We start from the raw sequence: 25,650 nt of genomic DNA, 5'->3' as shown, positions 1-25,650 counted from the left end.
GATCAGACAGCGTCGGCAATCCGCTCCGACCGGTCACGGATCACCTTCAGCACGACGCCATGAAAATCATTGAGAAACACCTTGCCCCACAGGTCGCAATAGAAGTCGATCGGCGTTGCGATGCGATAATGCGTGGTCAGCGTCAGGCGGGTGCGGCCATCGGGCAGAGGCTCCAGCCGGTAGTCGCCATTGGCCAGTTGAAGATAGCTGCTGTTCACCTTGATATGGGCTTCGACGGCTGCGGGAATGGAGCCCGGGCCGAAGCGGAAATCCCAGGCCAGCAGGCGGTTTTCCTCCCACTGCGTCACGATCTCCTGAAAAGTCACCCCGCGCGTCCATTGCAACTGGCGCACGGCGCCCACGCCCTCCCCTTCGATGCGCGCATCGACCGGCTGCGGCACGCCCACAATACCATGGCTGAATGTCCAGGACAGTTCATCGGCGCGCACATTGCGGATTTCGACGGTCTGCTTCCACACCACTTCCGGCGGTGCGGCAATATCGATCACCGTCGTCACCGACCCGTCATGCGGGGCATAGGAAAACTGAAGCTCTGCCGGAAAGACGGCCAGCGGCAGGGCGACCACCAGCATTGTCGAACGGCGCGAGCGGAGCTTGCGGATGATCCACAGCGTCAATGTCGAGCCGAGTGTCGAGAACACCACGAAGAAGGGCGCAGCGATCACCACGCAGATGCCCGCTTCGTGGAACAGCACCATGCTGACAACGACCAGCCCGCCTATGATGGCCCAGCCCATGCGGACATGCCGCCACAGGTCTTTTTCGGCACGCGGGTCGGCCAGACTGGATGCGAGGCTTGCCACCGCCATCGGCAGCAGCATAAGCCCGGCAAAGAACGGCATCTCATCGTCAGCCGCACCGGACCAGATCAGCATGTATAAAATCAGGCCATAGGCGAAAGCCACCGGCACGGCGACCGACAGTCTTTCAAATGGGCGCGGCTTTTGGGGCGGTGCAACTTGGGGAGATTCCATCGGAACATGCGAATAATTAAGGTTTATCGCATGTTTACGGGCAATGCGTAGCACAGATCAAGTCTTGAGGACTGGATTTTCATACGCATTGCAAGATGAAAGGAAAGCGGCGACCACGACAACCGATGGTAGTGATTGATCCCGGGAACCTACAAAGTAGGTGGGCACCATATGCGAAAGCCCGCAAGCCTTCACAGGGACAGTTCCCTTAGAGATCAATAAGGCCCCGGGGATGCTGTTACACCTGTCGGGAAGCGCAGTACGCCGCTGATGAATATAGTCGCTCGCAACGGGCTGCGCCAGAGGCTGCGAGGCTTTCACCGCGAAATCTTTTCAGAAAATTCAGAAAGCGCTTAGCTTATGAACTGGCGCGTGGCGCAATGCGGGACGCCACCTGTTCCAGACGCGACGCGACATCCGACAGTATGCCGGTTAGCGCCGCATCGTTGCTGTCGGCGCGCCCGAGCGCTTCATCACGCGCGCGGCGCAGCGTCTCGACTTCGCTTTCCAGACCATTGATGCGCTTCTGCATCTCGGCCATCTCGTCCATCACCATGATCCCGGCCATGACGGTCAGGCGCAAATCGCCGATCTCTCCGAACGACGATTTGAGATGCGTGACATATTGATCGAAACGGTCGGCAAGTCCGCTGAGGTGCTCTTCCTGCCCCTCATCGCACGCCATGCGATAAGCCTTGCCATCGATGGTTACGGTAACGGTCGCTATGATAGCCTCCTATCGATCCAGAACGGCGCGAATGGTTTCCATCGCCGTGACAAGGCGCCGCGACACTTCGCGGTTGGCAGCTTCAAGCCGCTCTGCACGGGCTTCGGACTGGTCGAGTTCCTGAGCGAGACGGCTGCGGTCAGCATTCATGCGCTGCACCTCTTCCTCGGCTTCGGCGAAATCGCCTTCCTTGTCCAGCCGCAGATCAACCGCGCCTTCGAGCGTGTTGAGTGCTTTTTCCAGCCGTTCCAAAACTTGCCTGAGGGTCGCTTCGGGTGCCATCCATGTCCTTTCTGATGCCATTCAACGGCATCGAATCGCGTCTGCCGGACAGGCCTCTTTGAAAAGATTGTAATAATCGACCGCCGGATAAGCAACAAATGAGGTGTCCATATGAGCTTTCATGCACCGTTAATCGGTGCAAAAATGGCTTTTGAGCGATTATCGGGCTGCTTTCCACAGAACTCAATCGATTAGTCGCAGACAGTTTATTGCCCAAAAGCCACGCATTTATTGACTCCTCATGCGCAGGTGCTATGTGTCCCGGTGCCTTCTGGAGTACGGACCCGAAAAACGGAGGACGGTTTTCGGCGCCATTCGTGCTCAGCCAAAAGGCATCGCCGCAACCCCGTTAAACCCTCCCATGGAAAGACGGCTGAGACCATGAGCAATTCCGACAAACAAAATCAGTTGGCCAACGCAATTCGCTTCCTCTCGATGGACGCGGTTGAGAAAGCCAATTCCGGCCACCCCGGCCTGCCGATGGGCGCAGCTGACATAGCGACGACGCTTTATACCCGTTTCCTTTCGCACGACCCGCAGAACCCGCATTGGCCGGATCGCGACCGTTTCGTGCTGTCAGCCGGTCACGGCTCGATGCTGCTTTATTCGCTGCTCTATCTTTCGGGCTACGAAGACATCACCATCGATGAAATCAAGAATTTCCGCCAGCTCGGCTCGCGTACCGCCGGTCACCCGGAATACGGCCATGCTGCCGGCATCGAAACGACGACCGGCCCGCTCGGCCAGGGCATTGCCAATGCCGTTGGCATGGCGCTCTCCGAACGCATCCTGAACGCACAGTTCGGCGATAGCCTCGTCAACCACTACACCTATGTGCTTGTCGGCGACGGCTGCCTCATGGAAGGCATCAGCCAGGAAGCCATCTCGCTGGCCGGTCACCTGAAGCTCAACAAGCTGATCGCCTTCTGGGACGACAACAACATTTCCATCGACGGCCCGATCTCGATGGCCGACAACACCAACCAGCCAGCCCGTTTCGCTGCTTCCGGCTGGAACACCTTGGCTGTTGACGGTCACGATCAGGAAGCCATCGCCAAGGCCATCGAACTGGCCAAGGTTTCCGACAAGCCGACCCTGATCGCCTGCAAGACGACCATTGGTTTTGGCGCACCGAACAAGGCCGGCACCAACAAGGTGCATGGCTCGCCGCTCGGCGCGGAAGAAATCGCAGCCACCCGCAAGGCGCTCGGCTGGTCGGCAGAACCTTTCGTCGTTCCGGCTGAAGTTCTGGACGCATGGCGCGTGGCTGGCCTCAACGCCGCCAAGAAGCGCCAGGAATGGGAAAAGCGCTTCGCCGCTGCCGACGCGGAAACCCGCGCAGAATTCGAACGCCGCATGCGTGGCGATCTGCCTGCCGGTTTCGATGCGGCCATCGTCGAATACAAGAAGAAGCTTTCTGCTGAAAAGCCGAAGGTCGCCACCCGCAAGTCTTCGGAAATGGCGCTGGAAGTCATCAACGGCGTCGTACCGGAAACCATCGGCGGCTCTGCCGATCTCACCGGTTCGAACAACACCAAGACCAGCCAGACCAAGGCAGTGACGCCGGAAAACTACGGCGGCCGTTATGTCCATTACGGCATCCGCGAACTCGGCATGTCGGCAGCCATGAACGGTATCACGCTGCATGGCGGCCTGATCCCTTATTCCGGCACCTTCCTGACCTTCTCGGATTATGCGCGTCCGGCCATGCGTCTGTCGTCGCTGATGGGCATCCGCGTCATCTATGTCATGACGCATGATTCCATCGGTCTGGGCGAAGACGGCCCGACCCACCAGCCGGTCGAACATCTGGCAGCACTGCGCGCCATTCCGAACCACAATGTCTTCCGTCCGGCTGACGCTGTGGAAACGGCGGAATGCTGGCAGATCGCCCTGCAGTCGACCAAAACCCCGTCGACGCTGGCCCTGACCCGTCAGAACCTGCCGGTCGTGCGCACCGAGCATCGCGAAGAAAACCTCTCCGCTTACGGCGCTTACGAACTGGCGACCGCCAGCGACGACGCCAAGGTGACGATCTTCGCCACGGGCTCGGAAGTGGAAATCGCGCTCAAGGCCCGCGACCTTCTCGAAGGCAAGGGTATTGCCACACGCGTGGTCTCGGTGCCGTGCTTCGAACTGTTCGAAGGCCAGAGCGACGCCTACAAGCAGGCAACCATCGGCAATGCGCCGGTCAAGCTTGCCATCGAAGCGGCAATCTCGCTCGGCTGGGAGCGCTTCATCGGCGAAGACGGCATTTTCATCGGCATGAAGGGCTTCGGCGCTTCGGGTGAGATCAACGATCTCTACAAGCACTTCGGCATCACGGCAGAACACGCCGTTGCAGCCGCGGAAAAGAAGCTCAACGCCGCAGCATGATTTTTTGAACGCCGGCGTCTCAAAAACGCCGGCGTTTAAGTTTCCGGTCAGTGCCGCGCGGGATTTGTCCGAATGCCCGGCACTGACTGAATTATGAAGCACTGCAAGTGCAGTATCCTATCGGGAGATTTACAGAAAATGGCAGTTCGCGTCGCAATCAACGGTTTTGGCCGCATTGGCCGCAATGTTCTCCGCGCCATCGTGGAATCGGGCCGCACCGACATTCAGGTCGTCGCGATCAACGATCTCGGCCCGGTGGAAACCAATGCGCATCTTCTGCGCTATGACAGCGTCCACGGCCGTTTCCCCAAGGAAGTGAAGGTCGCTGGCGACAGCATCGACGTCGGCTATGGTCCGATCAAGGTGCACGCCGTTCGCAACCCGACCGAACTGCCGTGGAAGGAAGAAGGCGTCGACATCGCGCTGGAATGCACCGGCATTTTCACCGCGCGTGACAAGGCGGCAATGCATCTGGAAGCTGGCGCCAAGCGCGTCATCGTTTCGGCTCCTGCCGACGGCGCTGACCTGACAGTCGTTTATGGCGTCAATCACGACAAGCTCACCAAAGAGCATCAGGTCATCTCCAACGCGTCGTGCACCACCAACTGCCTTGCGCCGGTGGCACAGGTCCTCAATGATGCCATCGGCATCGAAAAGGGCTTCATGACCACGATCCACTCCTATACGGGCGACCAGCCGACGCTGGACACCATGCACAAGGATCTCTACCGCGCCCGCGCGGCAGCGCTCTCCATGATCCCGACCTCGACGGGTGCAGCCAAGGCTGTTGGTCTCGTGCTGCCGGAACTGAAGGGCAAGCTGGACGGCGTCGCTATCCGCGTCCCGACCCCGAATGTCTCGGTCGTTGACCTGACCTTCATTGCCAAGCGTTCGACCACCGTGCAGGAAATCAACGACGCGATCCGAGCAGCCGCCAATGGCCGCCTCAAGGGCATCCTCGGCTACACGGACGAGCCGCTTGTCTCGCACGACTTCAACCACGATCCGCATTCCTCGGTCTTCCACATGGACCAGACCAAGGTCATGGACGGCACCATGGTTCGTATCCTGTCGTGGTACGACAATGAATGGGGCTTCTCCAACCGTATGGGCGACACCGCCGTCGCTCTCGGCAAGCTGATCTAAGCCCCGTGGCCTGACTATGTTTCGCGCCCTTCTCCCCACTGTCGCCCGCTGGCGTCCGCTGGAAGGAGAAGGGCTCGAACATTTGAATCTTGCGCCCGCGGGCCGCAATATTCATGCCGAAAGCGTGGTGATCGGCAATCGCGGCGGCGATGCTTACGGTGTCCGCTACAGCATCGACTGCGACAGCACCTGGCGCGTTCTTCATTTCCTTATCGAAACCACATCCGGCCAGAAGCTGGAATTCTCCTCCGATGGCGAGGGCCATTGGCAGTCGATGACTGGCGAGCCTTTGCCGGAATTCGACGGCTGCATCGACATCGATCTGGCAGGAACGCCCTTCACCAACACACTGCCAATACGCAGGCTTGGCCTGACACCGGAAAGCGGCACCGTTCAGCTGGACATGCTTTATGTGCCGTTCGACAGTTTTCAGCCCCTCCGCGACAGCCAGCGTTACCGCTGTCTGGAAGAAGGCAGGCTCTATCGTTACGCGGCGGCGGACCGCTCTTTCACCGCCGATCTACCCGTCGATGAAGACGGGCTTGTTACCGATTATCCAACCCTGTTCCAGCGTCTGCCTGGTTAAGCCAAACTGTCAGAGCGATAAGGCTTCACCACGCGCCGGAACAAGCCAGGGAGAAAACTTATGGGTTTCCGCACTCTCGACGACGCCGACGTCAAATCCAAACGCGTTCTGGTCCGCGTTGACCTCAACGTGCCAATGGCCGACGGACAGGTGACCGACCTCACCCGCATCGAGCGCATCGTTCCAACGATTGCCGAACTGTCGAAGAAGGGCGCAAAGGTCATTCTGCTCGCCCATTTCGGTCGCCCGAAAGGCGTTGCCTCCGACGAAAATTCGCTGAAGCATGTCGTGAAGCCGCTCGCCAAGGTGCTCGGGCCCCATATTTCTGGTCGGGGCGTCCATTTCGCGGAAGACAGCATCGGTGACAAGGCCAAGGCCGCTGTCGATGCGCTGAAGGACGGTGACGTTCTGCTTCTGGAAAACACCCGTTTCCACAAGGGCGAGGAAAAGAACGATCCAGAATTCGTCAAGGCGCTGGCCGCCAATGGCGATCTCTACGTCAATGACGCGTTTTCGGCTGCCCACCGCGCCCATGCCTCGACCGAAGGTCTGGCCCATGTCCTGCCTGCTTTTGCCGGTCGCGCCATGCAGGCCGAGTTGGAAGCGCTGGAAAAGGGCCTCGGTAATCCGGCCCGTCCGGTTGTCGCCATTGTCGGCGGCGCCAAGGTCTCGACCAAGCTCGACCTTCTTTCGAACCTTATCGAAAAAGTCGATGCGCTGGTGATCGGTGGCGGCATGGCCAATACGTTCCTCGCGGCACAGGGCCACGATGTCGGCAAGTCGCTTTGCGAACATGACCTCGCCCATACGGCGCGTGAAATCATGGCCAAGGCCGAAACCACCAAATGCGCCATCATCCTGCCGGTCGATGCGGTTGTGGGCTGGCACTTTGCCGCCGATACGCCGAACAAGACCTATGGCGTCGACGCTGTACCAAGCGATGGCATGATCCTCGACGCAGGTGCGTTGTCCACCGATCTGATCGCCTCGGCCATCGACGATGCGGCAACGCTGGTCTGGAACGGCCCGCTCGGCGCATTCGAACTGCGCCCGTTCGACACCGCGACGGTCAAGACCGCCAAGCATGTCGCGGCCCGCACCAAGGCTGGCAAGCTCGTTTCGGTCGGCGGCGGCGGTGATACGGTCGCGGCGCTGAACCATGCCGGTGTGGCCGACGACTTCACCTATATCTCGACCGCAGGCGGCGCTTTCCTGGAATGGATGGAAGGCAAGCCGCTTCCGGGCGTCGATGTGTTGAAGAAATAAAGCATTTCCAGCAAAAGTGCGAAGCGCCTACGCGGGGAAATCAGTCCACTAGACTGATTTCTGATCCCGCTTCGATGCGCAGGACAATGCGGAAGAACAAATCAAAGGCCCCGGAAACGGGGCCTTTTTCAGTTCAAGATTTCGGCGTCAGTTTTAATAGGCGTCCGGGATCATCATCCTCGATCAGCCAGATCGCGCCGTCTGGACCAACGGCCACGTCGCGGATGCGATTGCCCATATCGAAGCGCTCGGCTTCGTCCGGCTGGCCCTTGCTGTCGAAAGCGACACGCACCAGCGCCATCGAAGAAAGACCGGCGATCAGGGCGGAACCGTCCCACGCCTTGAACAAATTACCCTTGTAGAAGGTCAGACCGCCCGGCGAAATCACCGGATTCCAGTAGACCCGCGGCGCTTCGAATTCCGGGCGCGTGCTGTGGCGCGGGATCGGCCTGCCGCTGTAATTGTCGCCATTGGAAACCACCGGCCAGCCATAATTGAGGCCGGGTTTGATCAGATTGAACTCGTCGCCGCCGCGCGGCCCCATCTCGTGTTCCCACAGCGTGCCATCGGGCGCGAAGGCCAGCCCATAAGGATTGCGGTGACCGGTCGTCCAGGTCAGGCCGCGAATGCCACCCTCCCCCGCATTGGGATTATCTTGCGGCACGGACCCGTCCAGATTCATGCGGAGAATCTTGCCCATCGGGGCCTTGTCATCCTGCGCTGTGGCAGGCTGCATACGGTCCCCGACCGTGAGAAACAAATGCTTGCCGTCCGGTGCGAAGGCGATCTTTCCGCCCGGCTGACCGCCCTTGGCGACCACATCCTGCTTCCACAGCGTGGTCAGGTCTTCAAGCGTGGCCTTGTCGCCGCTCTCTGCCAGTCTCGCCCGCGCCAGCACCACGCTGCTGCCGCCGTCCGCAGGTTCGTTATAGGTGAAATAAAGCGCCTTGCTCTTCGCGAAATCCGGCGCAGCCTCTATGTCGAGCAAACCGTTCTGCCCGCCAAAGGCAACCTTGGGCACGCCCGCAACTTCGGACTTTCTACCCATCTCTGTGACAATGAAAATCTTTCCGGGTTTTTCCGTCACGACCAGACGGCCATCGGGCAGGAACGCAATTGCCCACGGCGTGTTGAACTCCGCAACACTTGTGACGGTGAATGGCGCTTCGGCCTTGGTTTCGCGGTCGCCCGCATTGATGCTGGCGGACCAGGCGGATTGCATCGGAATAGATGTAACCGATGCGGCGAGAGCAAATAACAGGCTAAGATGAGCGGCGCGCATGTCTTCTCCTCGGAGGCGTTGGGCGATGAGAACGGCAGGTTATCGTTACATGGGGTCTTGTCGCCCAGATGAAACCCCTCACCGTAAAAACCTTGAACCGGCCTCGTTCGACTGGCGACAAGAAAACATGTCCAGTCTAAATCGTTTAAAAAATTTTCAATCGTTTCAATCAGTTGCGCATGCCATCTTTTTACCGGACACTTCTGCCATCGGCGATAAGTCATCAATTTCCGATGCCGACCGAGGCGAACTCCAGTCGGCCGGTTCTGAAGAGGAGCTTACGAATGACCGAACGTCTTGAAGATATTGCGATTGCCCTGGTCGCTTCCGGAAAGGGCATTCTGGCTGCTGACGAGAGCTCCGGAACCATCAAGAAGCGCTTCGATTCCATCAATCTGGCATCCACGGAAGAGACGCGCCGCGACTACCGCGAGATGCTGTTCCGCGCCGACGATGCGATGAAGAACTATATTTCCGGCGTCATTCTTTACGATGAGACCATCCACCAGAAAGCCAAGGACGGCACGCCGCTCAACGACATCATCCGCAATGCGGGCTCGATTCCGGGCATCAAGGTCGATGCGGGCGCGAAGCCTCTGGCTGGTTTCCCCGGGGAGACTATCACCGAAGGTCTGGATGGCCTGCGCGAACGCCTGAACGAATATCACGGCCTGGGGGCGCGTTTCGCCAAATGGCGCGGCGTCATATCAATTTCCGACGCTTTGCCGACATGGGGCGCGGTCAGGCAGAATGCACAGGCGCTGGCGCGCTATGCTGCGCTTTGTCAGGAAGCTGGAATTGTGCCGATTGTCGAGCCGGAAGTCCTGATGGATGGCAAGCCGGGCGATCACAGCATCGACCGCTGCTATGAAGTGACCGAGCTGGTTCTAAAGACGGTTTTTGCCGAGCTTTATGACGCCCGCGTCAAGCTGGAAGGCATGATCCTGAAGCCGAACATGGTTCTCGATGGCAAGAATGCGCGCAAGGCGTCGGTCGAGGAAGTGGCTGAAAAGACCGTGCGTTGCTTCCTCAACACCGTTCCCGCCGCAGTTCCGGGCATCGCCTTCCTGTCCGGCGGTCAGACGGGCGAAGAGGCGACAGCGCATCTCTCGGCCATGAATGAAGCTTACGACATGCCGTGGAAAATGACATTTTCTTACGGACGCGCCTTGCAGGCGGCAGCCCTCGAAGCGTGGGGTGGCAAGCCGGAGAACGTCGCCGCCGGTCAGCGTGCCTTCACCCACCGCGCCCGCATGAACGGCCTTGCCGCAACCGGCGGCTGGAAAAAAGAACTAGAACAGGCAGCCTGATTTTTTTCAGGGCAGCGATAGAAAGGATAAGCCCGGTTTTGGGCCGGGCTTTTTCATGATTCGTGGAAATGAAAACCGACAGCCAGCGCCATGACGAATATGGCGATGACGGCAATTTTCCAGAAATCGCCGCGACGCTTCAATCCCGGCAGGCCGAGCGGTTTGATGATGTGCATTCCCATCAAAAGGACAAGCAGCACAGGCAAAACTTTGGTCACGGGCGACACCTCTCCCCTCCTTGTGACGCAGGCGCTTGCGAGCTGCAAGTCTTCTTGTTCTATTCCAATCTTCATCTTAAGTCCCATGGACGAAGCTTCACGGCTCGGCGTAAATTAAGGATGGAGGAGATGAAAGCGCACGGAGAAATCCGGGAGGATGCCGGTCTGAGGAGGCCGCGCTCGCGCTGACATCGGATGAAAAATCGCACCTTGGAACGTCCGTCATGCGGGCGGTGCGCGGTGCGTGTTTCTGGGAGGAACAGCATGACTTCGAAATATGCCGAGACCTATGCCGCATGGCAGGCCGATCCTGAACGGTTCTGGGCGGAAGCCGCAGAGGCGATCGACTGGTTCAAGCCCTGGGATCAGGTTTTTGCAGGCGACGAAGGCGTCTATGGCCGCTGGTTCACCGGTGCGGAATGCAACACCTGTTACAATGCGCTCGACCGCCATGTCGCCAATGGGCGCGGCAATCAACTGGCGCTGATCTATGAAAGCCCCGTCACCGGCAAGGTGCGCAAGTTCACCTATAGCGAATTGCTGGAGGAAGTGGAGGCGCTCTCCGCCGTCATGCTGGACAATGGCGTGAAGAAGGGCGACCGCGTTCTGATCTATATGCCGATGGTGCCGGAAGCGGCAGTTGCCATGCTTGCATCGGCGCGCATAGGCGCTGTGCATTCCGTCGTTTTCGGCGGTTTCGCCGCCAATGAACTTGCAACGCGCATCGACGATGCCAAGCCGGTGATGATCATTGCCGGTTCCTGCGGCATCGAGCCGACGCGCGTGGTGCCTTATCAGGACATGCTCGACAAAGCCATTGCATCCGCCCACCACAAGGTCGGCCATTGCATCATTCTGCAGCGCGAGCAGCATGCCCATACCCCGGTTGAAGGGCGCGACATCGATTACACGGCTGCTGTGGACGCCGCGCGGGGCCGACACGTGCCCTGCACGCCAGTCGCCGCGACCGATCCGCTTTATGTGCTCTATACATCCGGCACCACCGGCGAGCCAAAGGGCGTGGTGCGCGACAATGGCGGGCACATGGTGGCGCTGGCCTGGTCGCTCAAACACGTCTTCGGCGTGGAGCCGGGGCAGGTCTTCTGGGCCGCTTCGGATGTTGGTTGGGTGGTTGGCCACTCCTATATCGTCTATGCGCCGCTGCTCGCAGGCGCCACGACGATCCTGTTCGAAGGCAAGCCCATTGGCACGCCGGATGCGGGCACCTATTGGCGCATCATCGCCGAACATGGCGTGGAGGTGATGTTCACCGCGCCGACGGCGCTGCGCGCCATCAAGAAGGAAGATGCCGACGGGAATTTCGTCCGCAACTATGACCTGTCGAAATTCCGTGCGCTGTTTCTGGCAGGCGAACGCGCCGATCCGGACACAATCCACTGGGCGGAGAACCTGATCGGACGCCCGGTGCTTGACCATTGGTGGCAGACCGAAAGCGGCTGGCCGATGGTAGCCAATCCGCTTGGTCTCGGCCTTCTGGAAACGAAATACGGATCGCCTGCGGTCTGCCTTCCGGGCTACGATATCCGCGTGCTGGATGATGAAGGCCATGAGGTGGAACGCGGCCAGCTCGGCAATATCCTGATCAAGCTGCCACTGCCGCCCGGCTGCCTGCCGACGCTGTGGAATGCCGATGAACGCTTCAGGAAAGCCTATCTCGCGGAGTTCCCCGGCTATTATAAAACCGCCGATGCCGGATATATGGATAGCGACGGCTATCTCTATATCATGAGCCGGACCGACGACATCATCAATGTCGCGGGCCATCGCCTGTCCACCGGCGCGATGGAAGAGGTCCTTTCCGGTCATCCCGATGTGGCGGAATGCGCGGTGCTGGGCATTTCCGATCCCGTAAAGGGGCAAGCGCCTTGCGGTTTTCTGGTGCTGAAATCTAATATCGACCGCGATCCGCACGAAGTCGAAAAGGAATGCGTGGCCATGGTTCGCGACGCCATCGGCCCGGTCGCCGCCTTCCGGCTGGCCCTGACCGTGAAGCGCCTGCCCAAGACCCGCTCGGGCAAAATCCTGCGCTCAACCATCCAGAAGATCGCCGATGGCGAGACATGGAAAATGCCCGCCACCATCGAAGACCCGGCGGTTCTCGATGAAATCAGCACTCTTTTGCGGGAGCGCCATATCGGAATGGCCTTCGCCTGAGCTTTATAGCGGCATCAGCCAAACTATTGACCGGCGGTTTTCGCCGGTCCACTCTCCGCGCGAAACGGAGAACAGACCATGCAGCTTGAAGGCAAGGTAGCCATCGTCACCGGCGCTGCCCGCGGTATTGGCTATGCCATCGCAAAACGCTTCCTCATGGACGGCGCCAGCGTCGTTCTGTCGGATATCGACAACACGGCCACCTTGCAGGCGGTCAAAGACCTCGAACAATTCGGCGATGCGCGCGCCATGGCGGCGGATGTCGGCGACAAGCTCGATATCCATAATCTGATGACCTATACCGTCACCAATCTTGGCGAGATCGATATTCTCGTCAACAATGCCGGTATCGTTCACAAGACGGATTTTCTTGACCTCAAGGAAGAGGATTTCGACCGCGTCATGCGCGTCAATCTGAAGGGCGCATTTCTGTGCGGGCAAGCCGTCGCCAAACGCATGGTCGCGCGTGTGGAAGCTGGCGGCGAAGCGGGCACGATTATCAATATGTCATCGATCAACGCGATTTTCGGACTGCCGGACCAGCTTGCCTATTCCGTCTCCAAGGGCGGGCTCAGTCAGCTGACACGCACCATGGCCGTGGCGCTGGCGAAATGGGGCATTCGCGTCAACGCCATCGGCCCCGGCTCGATCCAGACCGATATGCTGTCAGCAGTGAATGCGGACGCCGAGGCGCGAAAGACGATCCTGTCGCGAACGCCACTTGGCCGCATTGGCGATCCGGCGGAAATCGCATCCATCGCTTCCTTCCTCGCATCGCGGGACGCAAGCTACATCACCGGCCAGACGATCTATGCCGATGGCGGTCGCCTGCCGCTCAGCTATCTGGCTGAACCGCCCTTCAAACCATAAGCAGACCCCGCGCCCTTGTTGCAGTGGGCATATATTAGCGACATAATAATATCGCTTTGCTCCTGACAGAAAGCTGTCAGGAGGGGTGTGCGATAGTGTTTCCCTAAGGATGAGGGAGATGAACTATGGCACTCGCAATCGCACCGCTGATCGCAATCTTGAAGGAATACCGGCGCAAGCATGATGAGCGCCGCCGTTTTGTCCGCACCCAGCGGGCACTGGACGGTTTACCGAAAGATCTGCGCAAGGATTTGGGCTGGCCGGATCGCTATCTGGAACAGCGCAAGACAAAATATTGCAACGGAGAGTGAACCGGAATGCGCAGAGCAGACCGTCTTTTCCAGATCGTTCAGCACCTGCGCGGTGGCAGGCTTGTCACCGCGCGCCAGCTTGCCGAACGGCTGGAAGTCTCCGAACGAACGATCTATCGCGACATATCCGACCTGCAATCAACCGGCGTTCCGATCGATGGCGAGGCCGGTGTCGGCTATATATTGCGGCAGGGTTTCGAGCTGCCGCCCCTGATGTTCACGCGGGATGAAATCGTCGCGCTGGTGGCAGGAGCGCGCCTCATCCGCGCCTGGGGTGGCGTATCCATGGCGCGCGGCGCCGAGGAAGCGCTGGTCAAGATCGAAGCCGTTCTGCCCAAGGAAGAACGTGCGCGGATCACCGGCACGCAGATCCACGCCCCTACTGCCAGAATCAGCATTGACGAGCGCCGCATCATCGATGCTGTCGAGCGCGCCGTGGATGAAAGCAGTGTGCTCAATATCCGCTACCGCGACCTCGAAGCGCGCGAGAGCGAACGCGACATTCGCCCGCTCGGCCTGTGGTTCTGGGGCAAGGTGTGGACCGTCATCGGCTGGTGCGAGTTGCGCAATGCGTTCCGCACCTTCCGCACCGACCGTATTGTCGAAGCAAGCGAAGCGGGCCGCCGGTTTCGCGCCGAGCGCGGCAAAACGCTGGCCGATTTCTACCGCCTGATGGAAATGAGCGAGTACAACGCATTCAAGGATTGAAATCACCCAAGAAGACTGCAGCCTCTGCTCCGTCGAATGTTCTGCATTCGACGGAGTTTTTTCTTCATTGCTCCGTCAGAATCGCACTGAGTTGTGCCACGATATATCGAAGCGCCTGATCCTCCTGTCGGCGCTTGTGCCAGGCAATATGCAACGGAAAGCCGCTGACTGTGATAGGCGGCGGGAAGGCAACAAGGTCGCTATCCGCATCCAGAACGCAATGCGAAGGCAGCATGGCGATCATATCCGTGCTTTTCAGCAGATCCGGCACCATGCCAAAATTGGGCACCACGAGACCGATGCGCCGCTTCAAACCCTTTTCAGCGAGAATCTTGTCTGCCGGGCTGTTGGTGTCGCCGCGTCCCGACACCAGTATGTGCGGATAAGCCAGCCAGTGATCGAGCGTAAACCCTCTGGCCGCTGGATGATCACGGCGCATGACGACACGGTACGTCTCGTCCAGCAGATGCTTGCGCTGAAGATCGTCGTCCGCATCTGGAAACACCGATAGTGCAAGGTCACTTGCGCCGCTCACCAGCGCTTCTTTTGCGGCCGCCGCGCCATGCCACGGCTGCACCACGATATCGATGCCCGGCGCATCCGCAGCAAGGACCTGCAACAACGGCTTGATCACAAAGATGGCCGGATAATCGGCCATGCAGATTTTGATTGTCTGTCGGATCGAAGCCAATGGCACATGCGGCGGGTCGACCAGCGCCATGACATCGGAAAGCAAGGTCTTCAACGGCGCGCGCAAGGCTTCGGCGCGCGCCGTGCGCCGCATCGAACCGCGCCCGCGTTCGAGCAACTCATCGGCGAAGACGGCTCGACAGCGTTGCAAGGCGTTGGACACAGCTGGCTGTGTCAGATGCAGACGATCCGCCGCGCGACTGACATGCGCCTCGTCGAGAAGTGCATCCAGAATGACCAGAAGATTGAGATCGAGCGCCCTTAAATTCATAAAATCAATAATAACATATATAAATAATAGATTGGAATAATTACCGCATCGATTTCATCATCCTTCCAACATAAGGAGCCGTTGAAAGGAACAGATGATGTCCAGAACTTTGATTTTGCTTTTTCATCCCGATTTGTCGCAATCAAAAGCCAATGCCACGCTGGCAGGTGCAGCCGCCCAACTGCCGGAAGTGGACATTGTCGATATGCAGACTGCCTATCCCACCGGGATCGACTTTTACAAAGATGGCGAGCGTGAAGCGCAACGCCTTCTCGCGGCGGATCGCATCGTGCTGCAATTTCCGCTCCAGTGGTATTCAACGCCGCCGCTTTTAAAAGCCTGGCAGGATGCCGTGCTGACCCGCATGTTTTACGTGACTTATGAACAGGAAGGCCGGGCACTGGAAGGAACGCCCATCATGATCGCCGCGACCGCTGGCAACGTGCCCGAGGCCTATACGCCCGGCGGACGCAACCTGTTTCCAATGAATGATCTTATGGCTCCGTTGCGTGCCACAGCCAATCGGTGCGGGCTGGAATGGGCAGAGCCGTTCTTCGTCTATGTAGCAGACAAACTGGCACCGGATGCGCTCGAAAGCGCGGCAAGCCGCTACGTTCAGGTTCTGGAGCGCTGGATAGACGCAACACCCGTGGACAAAACCGAACACAAGGCGGCCTGAACGAAAACGCCCGGCATAAAGCCGGGCGCCAACTGACAGATATCGAGAGGCGGATGCCTGACGATTATTCTTCGTCTTCGTCGGTGTTCGTGCCCTTGAGGGACGAAAGCTTCGCGAAAACCTTGTCCGCGTCGAGTTCTTCTTCCGCAGCTGGTTCGTCGCGATAATCGAAGTTTTCCGTTGCCGAAGCCGGCAGCAGCGTGCTGTCGGATTCCGGTGCAGCCGGACGGTTGCGGGCTGCGCGTTCGACTTCGATGTCGAGATCGATCTGCGAGCAGAGGCCGAGCGTGACCGGGTCCATCGCCGTCAGATTGGCCGAGTTCCAATGCGAACGATTGCGAATCTGTTCGATGGTCGACTTGGTCGTGCCGATCAGGCGCGAAATCTGCGCATCCTTCAGCTCGGGATGATTGCGCACCAGCCAGAGAATCGCGTTCGGACGGTCCTGACGCTTTGACAGCGGCGTATAGCGCGGGCCCTTGCGCTTGGCTTCAGGAACGCGAACCTTCGGGTCAGCAAGCTTCAGACGGTAATACTGGTCTTTTTCGCCCTTCGCGATTTCCTCGCGCGAAAGCTGTCCTGTAATGACCGGATCGAGACCCTTGATACCCTGAGAGGCTTCGCCATCGGCAATCGCCTTCACTTCCAGCGGATGCAGCTTGCAGAAAGCTGCAATCTGGTCAAACGACAGAGCCGTATTATCGACAAGCCAGACGGCCGTTGCCTTCGGCATAAGAAGCTGAGTGGCCATTAGATATAATCCTTCTGTTCGTCCGCTCCGGTGGCGCGGGACGTGGAAAAAACCACAATTTCCGGGAAATCACGGCCTATATATAGGTTTTTTGGCAGCAGGGCAAGAATGCGCTGAAGCCCGCACAACAATCTGTGCGTGATTTCTCGATTGCGGCTATGACGAGCCGAAACTCTCAGGCGATATCGAGCACGATCTTGCCGATATGCCGCCCCTCTTCCATGCGCTCATGGGCACGCCAGGCATCCTTCAGGGAAAAGATCATATCCATGACCGGCGCGACACGACGCTCCGCCAGAAGCGGCCAGACTTTTGCTTCCAGCTCGCGTGCGAGTTCTGCCTTGAATTCAACCGGGCGGGCGCGCAGGGTCGATCCGGTATGGGTCAGACGCTTGGTCATCAGCAGCGCGAAATTGGCGGTCGCCTTGGCGCCGTTCAAAAACGCGATCTGCACAATGCGGCCATCTTCGGCGGCAACCTTATAATTGCGGTCGACATAATCGCCACCCACCATGTCGAGAATGACATCGGCACCCTTCCCGCCAGTCAGCTCCTTCACGGCAGTAACGAAATCCTCGTCACGATAATTGATCGCGTGATCGGCGCCGAGCTTCACGCAGGCATCGCATTTACCCTTGGACCCGGCGGTCACGATCACCGTCGCTCCGAACGCCTTGCCCAATTGGATAGCAGTCGTGCCGATGCCCGACGAACCGCCATGGATCAGCAGGGTCTCGCCTTCCTTCAGGCCCCCACGTTGAAAAACATTGTGCCAGACGGTGAAAAAAGTCTCAGGGATGGCCGCAGCCTCGATATAGCCATAGCCCGAGGGCAGCGGCAGCGCATTGGTTTCATGCACCACAGCATATTCGGCATAGCCGCCGCCGGGCAGCAGCGCCACGACCTGATCGCCCTTCTTGAAGCGCTGCACGCCCGCACCAACCGCCACGATATCGCCTGCGATTTCCAAACCCGGAATATCGGATGCACCCGTCGGCGGCGCATAATTTCCCTGCCTTTGCAGCACGTCGGGCCGATTGACGCCCGCAGCCCGCACACGCACCAGCACCTGTCCCTCCCCCGGCTCCGGCATGGACCGCTGCACGGGGCGCAGCATATGCGCGCCACCCGGTTCGGAAATCTCGATTGCAGTCATCCGTGAAGGTAAATCGGCCATCATCATCAAAACTCCTGTTCCAACGCAGCCGGAAGCGCATGCGTCATACACAGTTTCGCACCGTCGCAGAAATACCTCACAAAAGGTCTGATCTGGGTTCGATCCTGGCCACACGCAATTCCGTTAGAGAAATCGTAATCGATTTTCCCAAATGTATATGCGAAGATTCAAGGTGTTAAATCTTTTCTCGGTAACTATGGCATCATTGACCACGGAGGAAGGCCATGAGCGGTTTCGAAGAAGATGCGATAAAACCACGCGACAGCGCTGTGCTCAGCGAAGATGAATTGTCGCTGCTTTCAGTCGCGGAGATCGATCAGCGCATTGTCTTGTTGCAATCGGAAATCGAGCGTCTGAAAACCCAGAGACTGAAGAAAGGCGACAGTCGCGCCGCGGCAGAAGCTTTGTTTCGCTAAAAATGCCAGTGGAAGCCACGCCAGCGGCTTCCATAAATCCCCGGCATCAATGCGGGGCAATCACATAGGAATGTCGTTGTGCGCGTTTACATTCAGGTCCTGTCCCTTCTCTGTGGAACAGCCTTTCTCCTGATGGCATCGGGTCTGCATGGGTTGCTTTTGCCCCTGCGCGGCGGTGCCGAAGGTTTCTCGGTCACCTCGCTCGGTATGCTGGGCACCACCTGGGCAGGCGGTTTCGTGGCGGGCTGTCTTTTCGCTCCGCGCCTTGTGCGCCGTGTCGGGCATGTGCGCGCCTTCGGCTGCTTTGCCGCATCGGCGGCGGTCATCGCACTTCTCTCCGGCATATTCGTCGATGCGACCATATGGGTGATCCTGCGCGCATTTACCGGCTTTTCGATGGCCGGCGCCTTCATGGTCATTGAAAGCTGGCTGAATGAGCGCGCCACCAACGAATCGCGCGGCAAGATTTTCGGCCTCTATATGATGGTCAATTACGGGGCGACCATGACCGGCCAGATGCTGGTCGCGGGCGGCGACGTGCGCTCCGATCATCTGTTCATGATTTGCGGCATTCTCTTCTGTCTGGCGCTCATTCCGACCGCCATTTCAACAGCCGTCAGCCCAAGACCGCTGACCGAAGTGCAACTCGACCTAAAGGCGCTCTACCGCAACTCGCCCGCTGCCTTCGTCGGCTGCATATTGATCGGCATCGCCAATGGCGCATGGGGCACGCTTGGCGCTGTCTTCGGCGCAAAATCCGGCATATCGACCACAGAAATCGCCCTCATGGTCAGCGTGACCATTGCGGCAGGCGCATTGATGCAGATCCCTATCGGGCGCATTTCCGATCTGGTGGATCGCCGTTTTGTACTTGCGGGCGTTGCCGCACTGGCCGCGCTTGTCGGCCTCGTCGCATTCATCATCGGGCCGTCGAACGGCTCGGTCATCATCGTTATGACAGGCTGTTACGGCGCACTTGCGTATGCGCTTTATCCGGTCGCCGTGGCGCACGCCAACGACCATGCAACGGCGGAAAGCTTTGTGAAAGTCTCCAGCGGCCTGCTGTTGCTCTACGGTTTCGGCACCATGCTCGGCCCGCTTCTGGCCGCTGCGGCCATGGATATATTCTGGCCGTCCGGGCTCTTTGCCATAACCATGCTGGCGCATATTTCGATTACCGGCTACGCGCTGTTCCGCTCGCGCCAACGCGCCGCTGTGCCCAAGGAAGAGAAGGATCAGTTCAAGAGCATGCCATCTGAACGTGGTGCGACACCGGAAGCGATGAACCTCGATCCGAGAGCCGAAACGGAAAGCTGATCTGATCGTCTATTGAAAGAAGCGGGATAGCGCTGAAACCGCGCCGATAGAAAAAACATGAATCAAAATGTTCGGCGGCTGTGGCACAGCCGCCAATATTAAACTCAGGTCGGGCAAGGTGCAGCCGTGAGAGCGAGGTTCGATCTGATTCATCACATCGGCGCTCTAACTGTCTATTTCAACGCACATCTTTTCTGAAAACCGTTTTTCGGTTTTCAAGATGCGCTCTCAAAGGCGCTGCCGCCATCGACCGTTCTGGCCGAGATGCTTATCGCTATATCAGGCTGCAGCAACACCCGGCTTAAGCCGGTCTGTTCCACGTCCGATATGAAATGGCTTGAAGCGCCTTTGCGGCTTCCCTGTCCATGCCCCTTGGGTTTGCGTCAGTGACGCGTTACCTGAGATCTAAGCTTCTCTATCTGGTCCTTCAGCATAAGCTTCTTGCGCTTGAGAGACGCAACGTGAAGATCATCCATTGCCGGTGACGCCAAAGCATCGGAAATTTCCTGCTCCAGAGCGCCGTGCTTCTTTTCAAGCGTGGCAAGATGGGACTCGATAGCCATCATCAGTTCTCCTTTGGTTGATTTCCACACGATAACGGAACAGCCAGACCGACCCCAGATCAACCATTGCGGCAGGTGCTGTTGTTCCATCTGCTTAACTGCATGAACGCCCGGCACACCTCCTGTTTATCCGGGCCAACACGCAGTCCCGGCTGCCATGCATGCGGTTTTGATTTGTCGCCTTCGACAGCCGCCATCCATGACAGAACCATGACAGTTTGGCATGAGTTTGGTGCAAAGTCGAATTTGTCGTGGTAGCATTTTCCAATCGCGAAAAATGTGATAAGGGCTTCGCCCGAAACGGGCTTGCGCAGCGCCTTGAACGAGGTTCGGCGCAGCCCGTAAAACTATTCAACAGAATGGGGTTCGCATGTCCGATCAGGAACAGGCCGAGATCAGGTTGGCCGTCGCACGTCTGAAACAGGAGCACGCGGATTTCGATGCGGCAATTAATGCGATGATTGCCGTCGGCTGCGACCAGTTGCGCGTCCAGCGCATGAAGAAGAAAAAACTCGCGATCAAGGACAAGCTTCAGGAAATGGAAGATCAGGTCATTCCTGACATCATCGCCTGATCGCGCCTCATATCGAAAGCAAAGCCGGGGTCCGCCCGGCTTTATCATTTTTACCCACACAATATCTCATCCGCGAAAGCATGAAACGGAGCAGGAAAGACCAATGAGCGTTACCGCCGACGTCGCCATTATCATGGGCAGCCAGTCTGATTGGGAAACCATGCGCCATGCCGCAGATACGCTGGAGGCGCTCGGTATCGGCTTTGACGCCCGTATCGTTTCCGCGCACCGCACGCCCGACCGGCTGGTCGCCTTTGCCAAGGGTGCGAAGGCCGACGGCTTCAAGGTTGTGATCGCTGGCGCAGGCGGTGCCGCACATCTTCCCGGCATGGCCGCCGCCATGACCCCACTGCCGGTGTTTGGTGTGCCGGTTCAGTCAAAAGCTCTTTCCGGCCAGGATTCGCTCCTGTCCATCGTGCAGATGCCGGCTGGCATTCCCGTCGGCACGCTGGCCATTGGACGCGCCGGCGCTGTCAACGCCGCCCTGCTCGCTGCCGCCGTTCTGGCGCTGCACGACGATGCTCTTGCTGCCCGTCTCGATGAGTGGCGGAGCGCCCAGACCGAGAGCGTGGCTGAACGTCCTACCAATGAGGTCTGATATGGAAAAATCCGCACTCACATCCGGCGCAACGATCGGCATCATCGGCGGCGGACAATTGGGCCGCATGCTGGCCATGGCCGCAGCGCGGCTCGGCTTCCAGACGGTCATTCTGGAGCCACAGGCAGATTGCCCGGCGGCGCAGGTTGCCAACCGCCAGATCGTCGCCGCCTATGACGATCCGAAAGCGCTGGCCGAACTGGCCGCAGCGTCCGACGTCATTACCTATGAATTCGAAAACGTGCCGGTCAGCGCCGCAGACAAGCTTGCCGAGACCGCAATCGTCCTGCCGCCGCCAGCGGCGCTGGAAATTTCGCAGGATCGCTTCAACGAAAAGCAGTTCCTCAATGAAAGCGGCATCGAAACCGCCCCCTGGCGTCTGGTCGATGACGAAGAAACGTTGATCGCAGCACTTGGTGCGCTTGGCGAACGCGGTATCCTGAAAACCCGCCGCCTCGGCTATGACGGCAAGGGACAGGTGCGCCTGACTTCGCTGGACGAAACAGCTGCCCATGACGCGCTGACCGCCATCAACAAGGCCCCGGCGATCCTCGAAGGGTTTGTCGATTTCGATCGTGAAGTCTCGGTCATCGCCGCGCGCGACCGCAGCGGCAATGTTGCCATTTTCGACATCGCCGAAAACGTCCATAAGGACGGCATTCTCTCGACATCGACCGTTCCTGCCCGCATTTCCGCACAGACGGCGGATGCTGCGCGGCAGGCGGCAGAGAAGCTTTTGCATGCGCTGGATTATGTCGGTGTTCTGGGGCTCGAATTCTTCGTCCTCAAGGACGGTTCGCTGCTCGCCAATGAATTTGCGCCACGTGTGCACAATTCCGGCCACTGGACGGAAGCCGCCTGCGCGATCTCGCAGTTTGAACAGCATATCCGCGCCGTTGCCGGGCTGTCGCTTGGCAATACGGACCGGCATTCCGATTGCCTGATGGAAAACCTGATCGGCAACGATATTGATCGCGTGCCAGCGATTCTATCGGAACCCAATGCCGTGCTGCATCTCTATGGCAAAAAGGAAGCTCGCGAAGGCCGGAAAATGGGCCATGTGACCCATATCAAGCCCCGCGCGCGCTAGGCTTTGTCGGGAATCTGGACGATTCCCGATGACTCCGCCCGCTGCGACAAGATTTTCAGGCTCCCGCCCGTGAATCTGCCGCGCAGGAGTTGACATTTACCCGAAACCTTGTGTATTTCGGCCAACCCTTCAGGCACATATACCGTGTCTGTAATCAATTGGCGCCTTGGGCGCTGTTTTTATGAAGCCCGGCGGCGTGTTCATGTCGATGGGCCAACCAGACCGGTGATTGACATGAAGATCAAGAACTCGCTTAAAGCGCTTAAGGGCCGTCATCGCGACTGCCAGCTGGTCCGCCGCAAGGGCCGCGTTTACATCATCAATAAGACTGCTCCGCGCTACAAGGCTCGTCAGGGCTAATCTTATTTTTGATTTTGCATTTGACGTTCCGCCGTGCATAGGGAAATCTATGCATATGCGGAACGTTTTTGCATGTCTGAAGATTTTTGCGACGGTTGCCGCATTCAGCGCGGCGACTTTGACCATTCACGGCGCACGCGCCGAGATGGCACCCGATAAGGCGCCGTTGAACGCCCAGCTGACTGCTCCGCTCACGCCTGTACAGATCGGCGCAGACAGCGAGCAGAAGCCCTCCTCCTCGCAAACAGCCCCCGCCAAAGCGGCAGCGCCCCAGACGCCGGAAGAGCGTCTCGACAAGCTGTTTGCCGAGCTTCGCAAAACAACGGACGAAGCCAAGGCACGACGCATCGCATCACAGATCAATACGCTCTGGTCGCAATCCGGCAGCGCCACCATCGACCTTCTGGTCCAATGGGCGAACGCCGCCATGCTGGAACATCGCTATACGTCAGCGCTCGATTTCCTGAACGAAGCCATCGCTCTCAATCCGGATTATGCGGAAGCATGGAACCGCCGCGCGACGGTTTATTTCCTGCAAAAAGATTATGCTCACGCCATGTATGACATCAATCGTACGTTGGAGCTGGAGCCGCGCCATTACGGCGCCCTGACGGGCATGGCGGCCATTCTGCGCGTCCGTGGCCTCAAGGAGCAGGCCATGAAGGCTTATGAGCAGGCGCTGATTGTTTATCCGATGATGCGGGACGCCCAGAAAAATTTCAGCGATCTAGCCGATGAGCTGGCCGACACGCGCACCTAACACTACAGTTGCATTCTTTGTGATGCCGGTCTGCAAACAGACCTATCCCATAAAACAAAACGCGCCCCGGAAGGAGCGCGTTTTTTACTTATACGCAAGAGCACCGAAACTGGATGAGATTCGGGATGATGGTGTGCCGAAAATGATGGGGCTTTGAGACCCGGAGCGGAGCGTACATAAAGTACGTGAGCACCGGAAGCTCAAAGACGTGCCATTTGCAGGCCACCAGAGCCCGAATATCGCCAGTTTAGACGCCGGACTTTCCGTCGGCGCCTATATAGGCGATGCGGAGCATGTTGGTCGCACCCGGCGTACCGAAAGGCACACCGGCGGTGATGATGATGCGCGAACCGGCTTTACCGAAGTCTTCTTCGAAGACGATCTGGCAAGCGTGATCGACCATATCTTCCAGATCGTGGGCATCGGCGGTTACGACGCAATGCAGGCCCCAGACGAGCGACAGCTTGCGGGCGGTGTCGACGACCGGCGACAGCGCGATGATCGGTGTGCGCGGACGCTCACGGGCGGCACGCAGGCCGGTGGTGCCGGAAGCCGTGTAGGTCACGATGGCCGAGAGCTTCAGCGTTTCGGCAATCTGGCGGGCCGCAAGCGAAATCGCATCGGCACCGGTTGGTTCAGGTGCTGCGCGCTGCGCATCGATGATGGTCGAATAGGTCTGTTCCTGCTCAACCTGTTCGGCAATGCGGTTCATCGTGGCGACCGCTTCGACCGGGTATTGGCCCGATGCCGATTCAGCCGAAAGCATGATGGCGTCCGCACCTTCGAACACAGCCGTTGCAACGTCCGACACTTCGGCGCGCGTTGGCACCGGCGCGGTGATCATGGATTCGAGCATCTGCGTGGCCACCACAACCGGCTTGCCGGCGCGGCGCGCGCGGCGGGTGATCTGCTTTTGAATGCCCGGAACGCTTTCAAGCGGCATTTCCACACCGAGATCGCCACGGGCGACCATCAGGGCATCGGAAAGCTCGATGATCTCGTCAAGGCGTGTTACCGCCTGCGGCTTTTCGATCTTCGACATGATGCCGACCTTGCCGCGCGAAACCTTGCGCACTTCGGCCAGATCTTCCGGGCGCTGGATGAAGGACAGCGCAACCCAGTCGATTTCTTCCTTCAACACGGCATCAAGGTCCTTGCGGTCCTTTTCAGTCAGTGCGCCGACACCGAGCGTGGTGTCCGGCAGGCTGACGCCCTTACGGTCGGAGATGCGGGTGCCGGAAACGACCTTACAGCGGATGGACTTGCCGTCGGTGGCTTCAGCCACGAGATGCAGCTTGCCGTCATCGATGAGCAGGCGGTGGCCCGGCTCGACCGCTTCCAGAATTTCTGGATGCGGGAGAAAGACGCGGGTTTCGTCGCCGGGCGCTTCGTTATTGTCGAGCGTGAAGGTCTGGCCGGGAACGAGATCGACCTTTCCGTCCTTGAATTTGCCGACGCGCAGCTTTGGCCCCTGAAGGTCGGCGAGAATGCCGATCGGGCGGCCAATGGCCTTTTCCACATTGCGGATGCGCTTCACGAGGGTGCGCATCAGGTCATGGTCGGCATGGCTCATATTGATGCGGAAAACATCGGCACCGGCTTCAAAGAGCTTGCGGATGACGGCTTCCTCGCCAGACGCCGGACCCAGCGTTGCGAGAATCTTGACCTTGCGGTTGCGCTTCATTGACTATTCGTTCCTGTAACAGTGGGGGTTTCCGGCGGTGTTTCGTCTGCAAGCTGAACCATCCAGCTCGACTGTTCCCCGGTATCATATTCCTGGAAGCCGTTGCGCTGGAAGCCGCGCGCGTAGCAATCCTGCACGCCCGAGATGCGGAATTCCTTTTCCGCGACGCACATATTCACATTGCCCTGCCAGCGGCCGTCGCCTTGGGCATCCTCGGCATAGAGATAATAATAGCGCGACGTCAGCGGGCCTTCGATCAGCGTTTTGCAGGTCGAGCCTTCGATATGCCACCAGCCTTCCGTTACCCAGCCGGTCTTGGCCCGGTAACCGATGGAGACGCCGACAAGATTCTGCGTCGAATTACAGACGCGGAAATCGGCCCGCGCCTCCACAGAGGTCATGCCGAGCGCACCAAGCAACACGGCGGAAAATACAGCCAGGAAGTGTGGAAGTCGCATCCGCCGAACC

The 25,650-nt window shown here is 58.8% G+C and carries 29 protein-coding genes and 1 other RNA gene; 18 read left to right on the top strand and 12 right to left on the bottom strand.

What is annotated here, in order from left to right:
* Positions 1 to 2: 2 nt before the first annotated feature.
* The 4 genes from HWD97_RS07760 to HWD97_RS07745 form a co-directional block, all read right to left on the bottom strand.
* Entirely contained in the window at positions 3 to 995 is a 993-nt protein-coding gene (locus HWD97_RS07760) for an SRPBCC family protein (RefSeq protein WP_109369761.1), read from the bottom strand.
* Between the two features lie 107 nt (positions 996 to 1,102).
* Positions 1,103 to 1,261, bottom strand: a non-coding RNA gene (gene ssrS, locus HWD97_RS07755) — 6S RNA.
* Positions 1,262 to 1,353: 92 nt separating this feature from the next.
* Entirely contained in the window at positions 1,354 to 1,722 is a 369-nt protein-coding gene (locus tag HWD97_RS07750; RefSeq protein ID WP_109369762.1) for a cell division protein ZapA, read from the bottom strand.
* A gap of 9 nt (positions 1,723 to 1,731) precedes the next feature.
* Complete coding sequence (locus tag HWD97_RS07745; RefSeq protein ID WP_109369763.1) at positions 1,732 to 2,004, bottom strand: DUF4164 domain-containing protein; 273 nt, start codon at positions 2,002 to 2,004, stop codon at positions 1,732 to 1,734.
* Between the two features lie 381 nt (positions 2,005 to 2,385).
* On the opposite strand from HWD97_RS07745, the gene tkt reads away from it, so the two are divergent.
* From tkt to pgk, 4 genes are all read left to right on the top strand, one after another.
* Positions 2,386 to 4,380, top strand: coding sequence for a transketolase (tkt, locus tag HWD97_RS07740; RefSeq protein WP_109369764.1), 1,995 nt, complete (start codon positions 2,386 to 2,388; stop codon positions 4,378 to 4,380).
* 138 nt (positions 4,381 to 4,518) lie between these two features.
* Positions 4,519 to 5,526, top strand: coding sequence for a type I glyceraldehyde-3-phosphate dehydrogenase (gap, locus tag HWD97_RS07735; protein ID WP_109369765.1), 1,008 nt, complete (start codon positions 4,519 to 4,521; stop codon positions 5,524 to 5,526).
* A 16-nt stretch (positions 5,527 to 5,542) separates the two neighbouring features.
* Entirely contained in the window at positions 5,543 to 6,112 is a 570-nt protein-coding gene (locus HWD97_RS07730) for a putative glycolipid-binding domain-containing protein (RefSeq protein WP_371834920.1), read from the top strand.
* Between the two features lie 60 nt (positions 6,113 to 6,172).
* Positions 6,173 to 7,378, top strand: a complete 1,206-nt coding sequence (gene pgk, locus HWD97_RS07725; RefSeq protein WP_109369767.1) for a phosphoglycerate kinase — start codon at positions 6,173 to 6,175, stop codon at positions 7,376 to 7,378.
* Positions 7,379 to 7,511: 133 nt separating this feature from the next.
* Here the strand turns inward: pgk and HWD97_RS07720 are convergent, their stop codons facing one another.
* Entirely contained in the window at positions 7,512 to 8,660 is a 1,149-nt protein-coding gene (locus HWD97_RS07720) for a PQQ-dependent sugar dehydrogenase (RefSeq protein WP_124915884.1), read from the bottom strand.
* Between the two features lie 25 nt (positions 8,661 to 8,685).
* On the opposite strand from HWD97_RS07720, the gene HWD97_RS07715 reads away from it, so the two are divergent.
* Positions 8,686 to 8,961, top strand: a complete 276-nt coding sequence (locus HWD97_RS07715) for a hypothetical protein (protein ID WP_124915885.1) — start codon at positions 8,686 to 8,688, stop codon at positions 8,959 to 8,961.
* Positions 8,945 to 9,970: a class I fructose-bisphosphate aldolase gene (locus HWD97_RS07710; protein WP_124915886.1), complete on the top strand. Its 1,026-nt coding sequence runs from the start codon at positions 8,945 to 8,947 to the stop codon at positions 9,968 to 9,970. The genes HWD97_RS07715 and HWD97_RS07710 overlap by 17 nt, the downstream gene beginning before the upstream one ends.
* Before the next feature lie 53 nt (positions 9,971 to 10,023).
* Here HWD97_RS07710 and HWD97_RS07705 read toward each other — a convergent pair whose 3' ends face one another.
* The gene (locus HWD97_RS07705; protein ID WP_167836096.1) at positions 10,024 to 10,188 is read right to left on the bottom strand and encodes a hypothetical protein; all 165 of its coding nucleotides are present in this window, start codon (positions 10,186 to 10,188) and stop codon (positions 10,024 to 10,026) included.
* Positions 10,189 to 10,452: 264 nt separating this feature from the next.
* Here HWD97_RS07705 and HWD97_RS07700 point away from each other — a divergent pair, with 264 nt between their 5' ends.
* The 4 genes from HWD97_RS07700 to HWD97_RS07685 all read left to right on the top strand — a co-directional run bounded on the left by HWD97_RS07700 (position 10,453) and on the right by HWD97_RS07685 (position 14,252).
* A complete protein-coding gene (locus HWD97_RS07700; protein ID WP_124915887.1) occupies positions 10,453 to 12,363 on the top strand; it encodes a propionyl-CoA synthetase in 1,911 nt (636 codons plus the stop codon).
* A gap of 78 nt (positions 12,364 to 12,441) precedes the next feature.
* Entirely contained in the window at positions 12,442 to 13,233 is a 792-nt protein-coding gene (locus HWD97_RS07695; RefSeq protein WP_109369771.1) for an SDR family NAD(P)-dependent oxidoreductase, read from the top strand.
* A gap of 125 nt (positions 13,234 to 13,358) precedes the next feature.
* Entirely contained in the window at positions 13,359 to 13,544 is a 186-nt protein-coding gene (locus HWD97_RS07690) for a hypothetical protein (RefSeq protein ID WP_109369772.1), read from the top strand.
* Between the two features lie 6 nt (positions 13,545 to 13,550).
* On the top strand, positions 13,551 to 14,252 hold the full coding sequence (locus tag HWD97_RS07685) for a YafY family protein (protein ID WP_078339507.1): 702 nt from the start codon (positions 13,551 to 13,553) through the stop codon (positions 14,250 to 14,252).
* Between the two features lie 64 nt (positions 14,253 to 14,316).
* Here HWD97_RS07685 and HWD97_RS07680 read toward each other — a convergent pair whose 3' ends face one another.
* Entirely contained in the window at positions 14,317 to 15,213 is an 897-nt protein-coding gene (locus tag HWD97_RS07680) for a LysR family transcriptional regulator (RefSeq protein WP_109369773.1), read from the bottom strand.
* A 97-nt stretch (positions 15,214 to 15,310) separates the two neighbouring features.
* Here HWD97_RS07680 and HWD97_RS07675 point away from each other — a divergent pair, with 97 nt between their 5' ends.
* Positions 15,311 to 15,892: an NAD(P)H-dependent oxidoreductase gene (locus HWD97_RS07675; protein WP_109370313.1), complete on the top strand. Its 582-nt coding sequence runs from the start codon at positions 15,311 to 15,313 to the stop codon at positions 15,890 to 15,892.
* 64 nt (positions 15,893 to 15,956) lie between these two features.
* On the opposite strand, the gene HWD97_RS07670 is transcribed toward HWD97_RS07675, so the two are convergent.
* Complete coding sequence (locus tag HWD97_RS07670) at positions 15,957 to 16,643, bottom strand: DUF1013 domain-containing protein (protein ID WP_078339508.1); 687 nt, start codon at positions 16,641 to 16,643, stop codon at positions 15,957 to 15,959.
* Between the two features lie 175 nt (positions 16,644 to 16,818).
* Positions 16,819 to 17,823, bottom strand: a complete 1,005-nt coding sequence (locus HWD97_RS07665) for an NAD(P)H-quinone oxidoreductase (protein ID WP_109370314.1) — start codon at positions 17,821 to 17,823, stop codon at positions 16,819 to 16,821.
* A gap of 221 nt (positions 17,824 to 18,044) precedes the next feature.
* Between HWD97_RS07665 and HWD97_RS07660 the strand changes: the two genes are divergently transcribed.
* Both HWD97_RS07660 and HWD97_RS07655 read left to right on the top strand, forming a co-directional pair.
* Positions 18,045 to 18,236 carry a DUF1192 domain-containing protein gene (locus HWD97_RS07660; RefSeq protein ID WP_078339509.1) on the top strand — a complete coding sequence of 64 codons (192 nt, stop codon included), beginning with the start codon at positions 18,045 to 18,047 and terminating at the stop codon, positions 18,234 to 18,236.
* 78 nt (positions 18,237 to 18,314) lie between these two features.
* Positions 18,315 to 19,553 carry an MFS transporter gene (locus tag HWD97_RS07655; protein WP_109369774.1) on the top strand — a complete coding sequence of 413 codons (1,239 nt, stop codon included), beginning with the start codon at positions 18,315 to 18,317 and terminating at the stop codon, positions 19,551 to 19,553.
* A gap of 383 nt (positions 19,554 to 19,936) precedes the next feature.
* Here HWD97_RS07655 and HWD97_RS07650 read toward each other — a convergent pair whose 3' ends face one another.
* A complete protein-coding gene (locus HWD97_RS07650) occupies positions 19,937 to 20,119 on the bottom strand; it encodes a YdcH family protein (RefSeq protein WP_171058804.1) in 183 nt (60 codons plus the stop codon).
* 367 nt (positions 20,120 to 20,486) lie between these two features.
* Between HWD97_RS07650 and HWD97_RS07645 the strand changes: the two genes are divergently transcribed.
* The 5 genes from HWD97_RS07645 to HWD97_RS07625 all read left to right on the top strand — a co-directional run bounded on the left by HWD97_RS07645 (position 20,487) and on the right by HWD97_RS07625 (position 23,498).
* Positions 20,487 to 20,690, top strand: a complete 204-nt coding sequence (locus HWD97_RS07645) for a YdcH family protein (RefSeq protein WP_078339590.1) — start codon at positions 20,487 to 20,489, stop codon at positions 20,688 to 20,690.
* A gap of 103 nt (positions 20,691 to 20,793) precedes the next feature.
* A complete protein-coding gene (gene purE / locus HWD97_RS07640) occupies positions 20,794 to 21,288 on the top strand; it encodes a 5-(carboxyamino)imidazole ribonucleotide mutase (protein ID WP_109369775.1) in 495 nt (164 codons plus the stop codon).
* Between the two features lies 1 nt (position 21,289).
* Complete coding sequence (locus HWD97_RS07635) at positions 21,290 to 22,378, top strand: 5-(carboxyamino)imidazole ribonucleotide synthase (protein WP_109369776.1); 1,089 nt, start codon at positions 21,290 to 21,292, stop codon at positions 22,376 to 22,378.
* 234 nt (positions 22,379 to 22,612) lie between these two features.
* The gene (gene ykgO / locus HWD97_RS07630) at positions 22,613 to 22,738 is read left to right on the top strand and encodes a type B 50S ribosomal protein L36 (protein ID WP_010661422.1); all 126 of its coding nucleotides are present in this window, start codon (positions 22,613 to 22,615) and stop codon (positions 22,736 to 22,738) included.
* Between the two features lie 37 nt (positions 22,739 to 22,775).
* Positions 22,776 to 23,498: a tetratricopeptide repeat protein gene (locus HWD97_RS07625; RefSeq protein WP_109369777.1), complete on the top strand. Its 723-nt coding sequence runs from the start codon at positions 22,776 to 22,778 to the stop codon at positions 23,496 to 23,498.
* Positions 23,499 to 23,745: 247 nt separating this feature from the next.
* Here the strand turns inward: HWD97_RS07625 and pyk are convergent, their stop codons facing one another.
* A complete protein-coding gene (gene pyk / locus HWD97_RS07620) occupies positions 23,746 to 25,182 on the bottom strand; it encodes a pyruvate kinase (protein WP_109369778.1) in 1,437 nt (478 codons plus the stop codon).
* Positions 25,179 to 25,640: a DUF1036 domain-containing protein gene (locus HWD97_RS07615; RefSeq protein ID WP_109369779.1), complete on the bottom strand. Its 462-nt coding sequence runs from the start codon at positions 25,638 to 25,640 to the stop codon at positions 25,179 to 25,181. The genes pyk and HWD97_RS07615 overlap by 4 nt, the downstream gene beginning before the upstream one ends.
* Positions 25,641 to 25,650: the final 10 nt, after the last annotated feature.

This window comes from Ochrobactrum sp. C6C9, from assembly GCF_022627935.1.
Taxonomy (GTDB): domain Bacteria; phylum Pseudomonadota; class Alphaproteobacteria; order Rhizobiales; family Rhizobiaceae; genus Brucella; species Brucella teleogrylli.
This window is presented reverse-complemented; position numbering and strand designations above follow the sequence as displayed.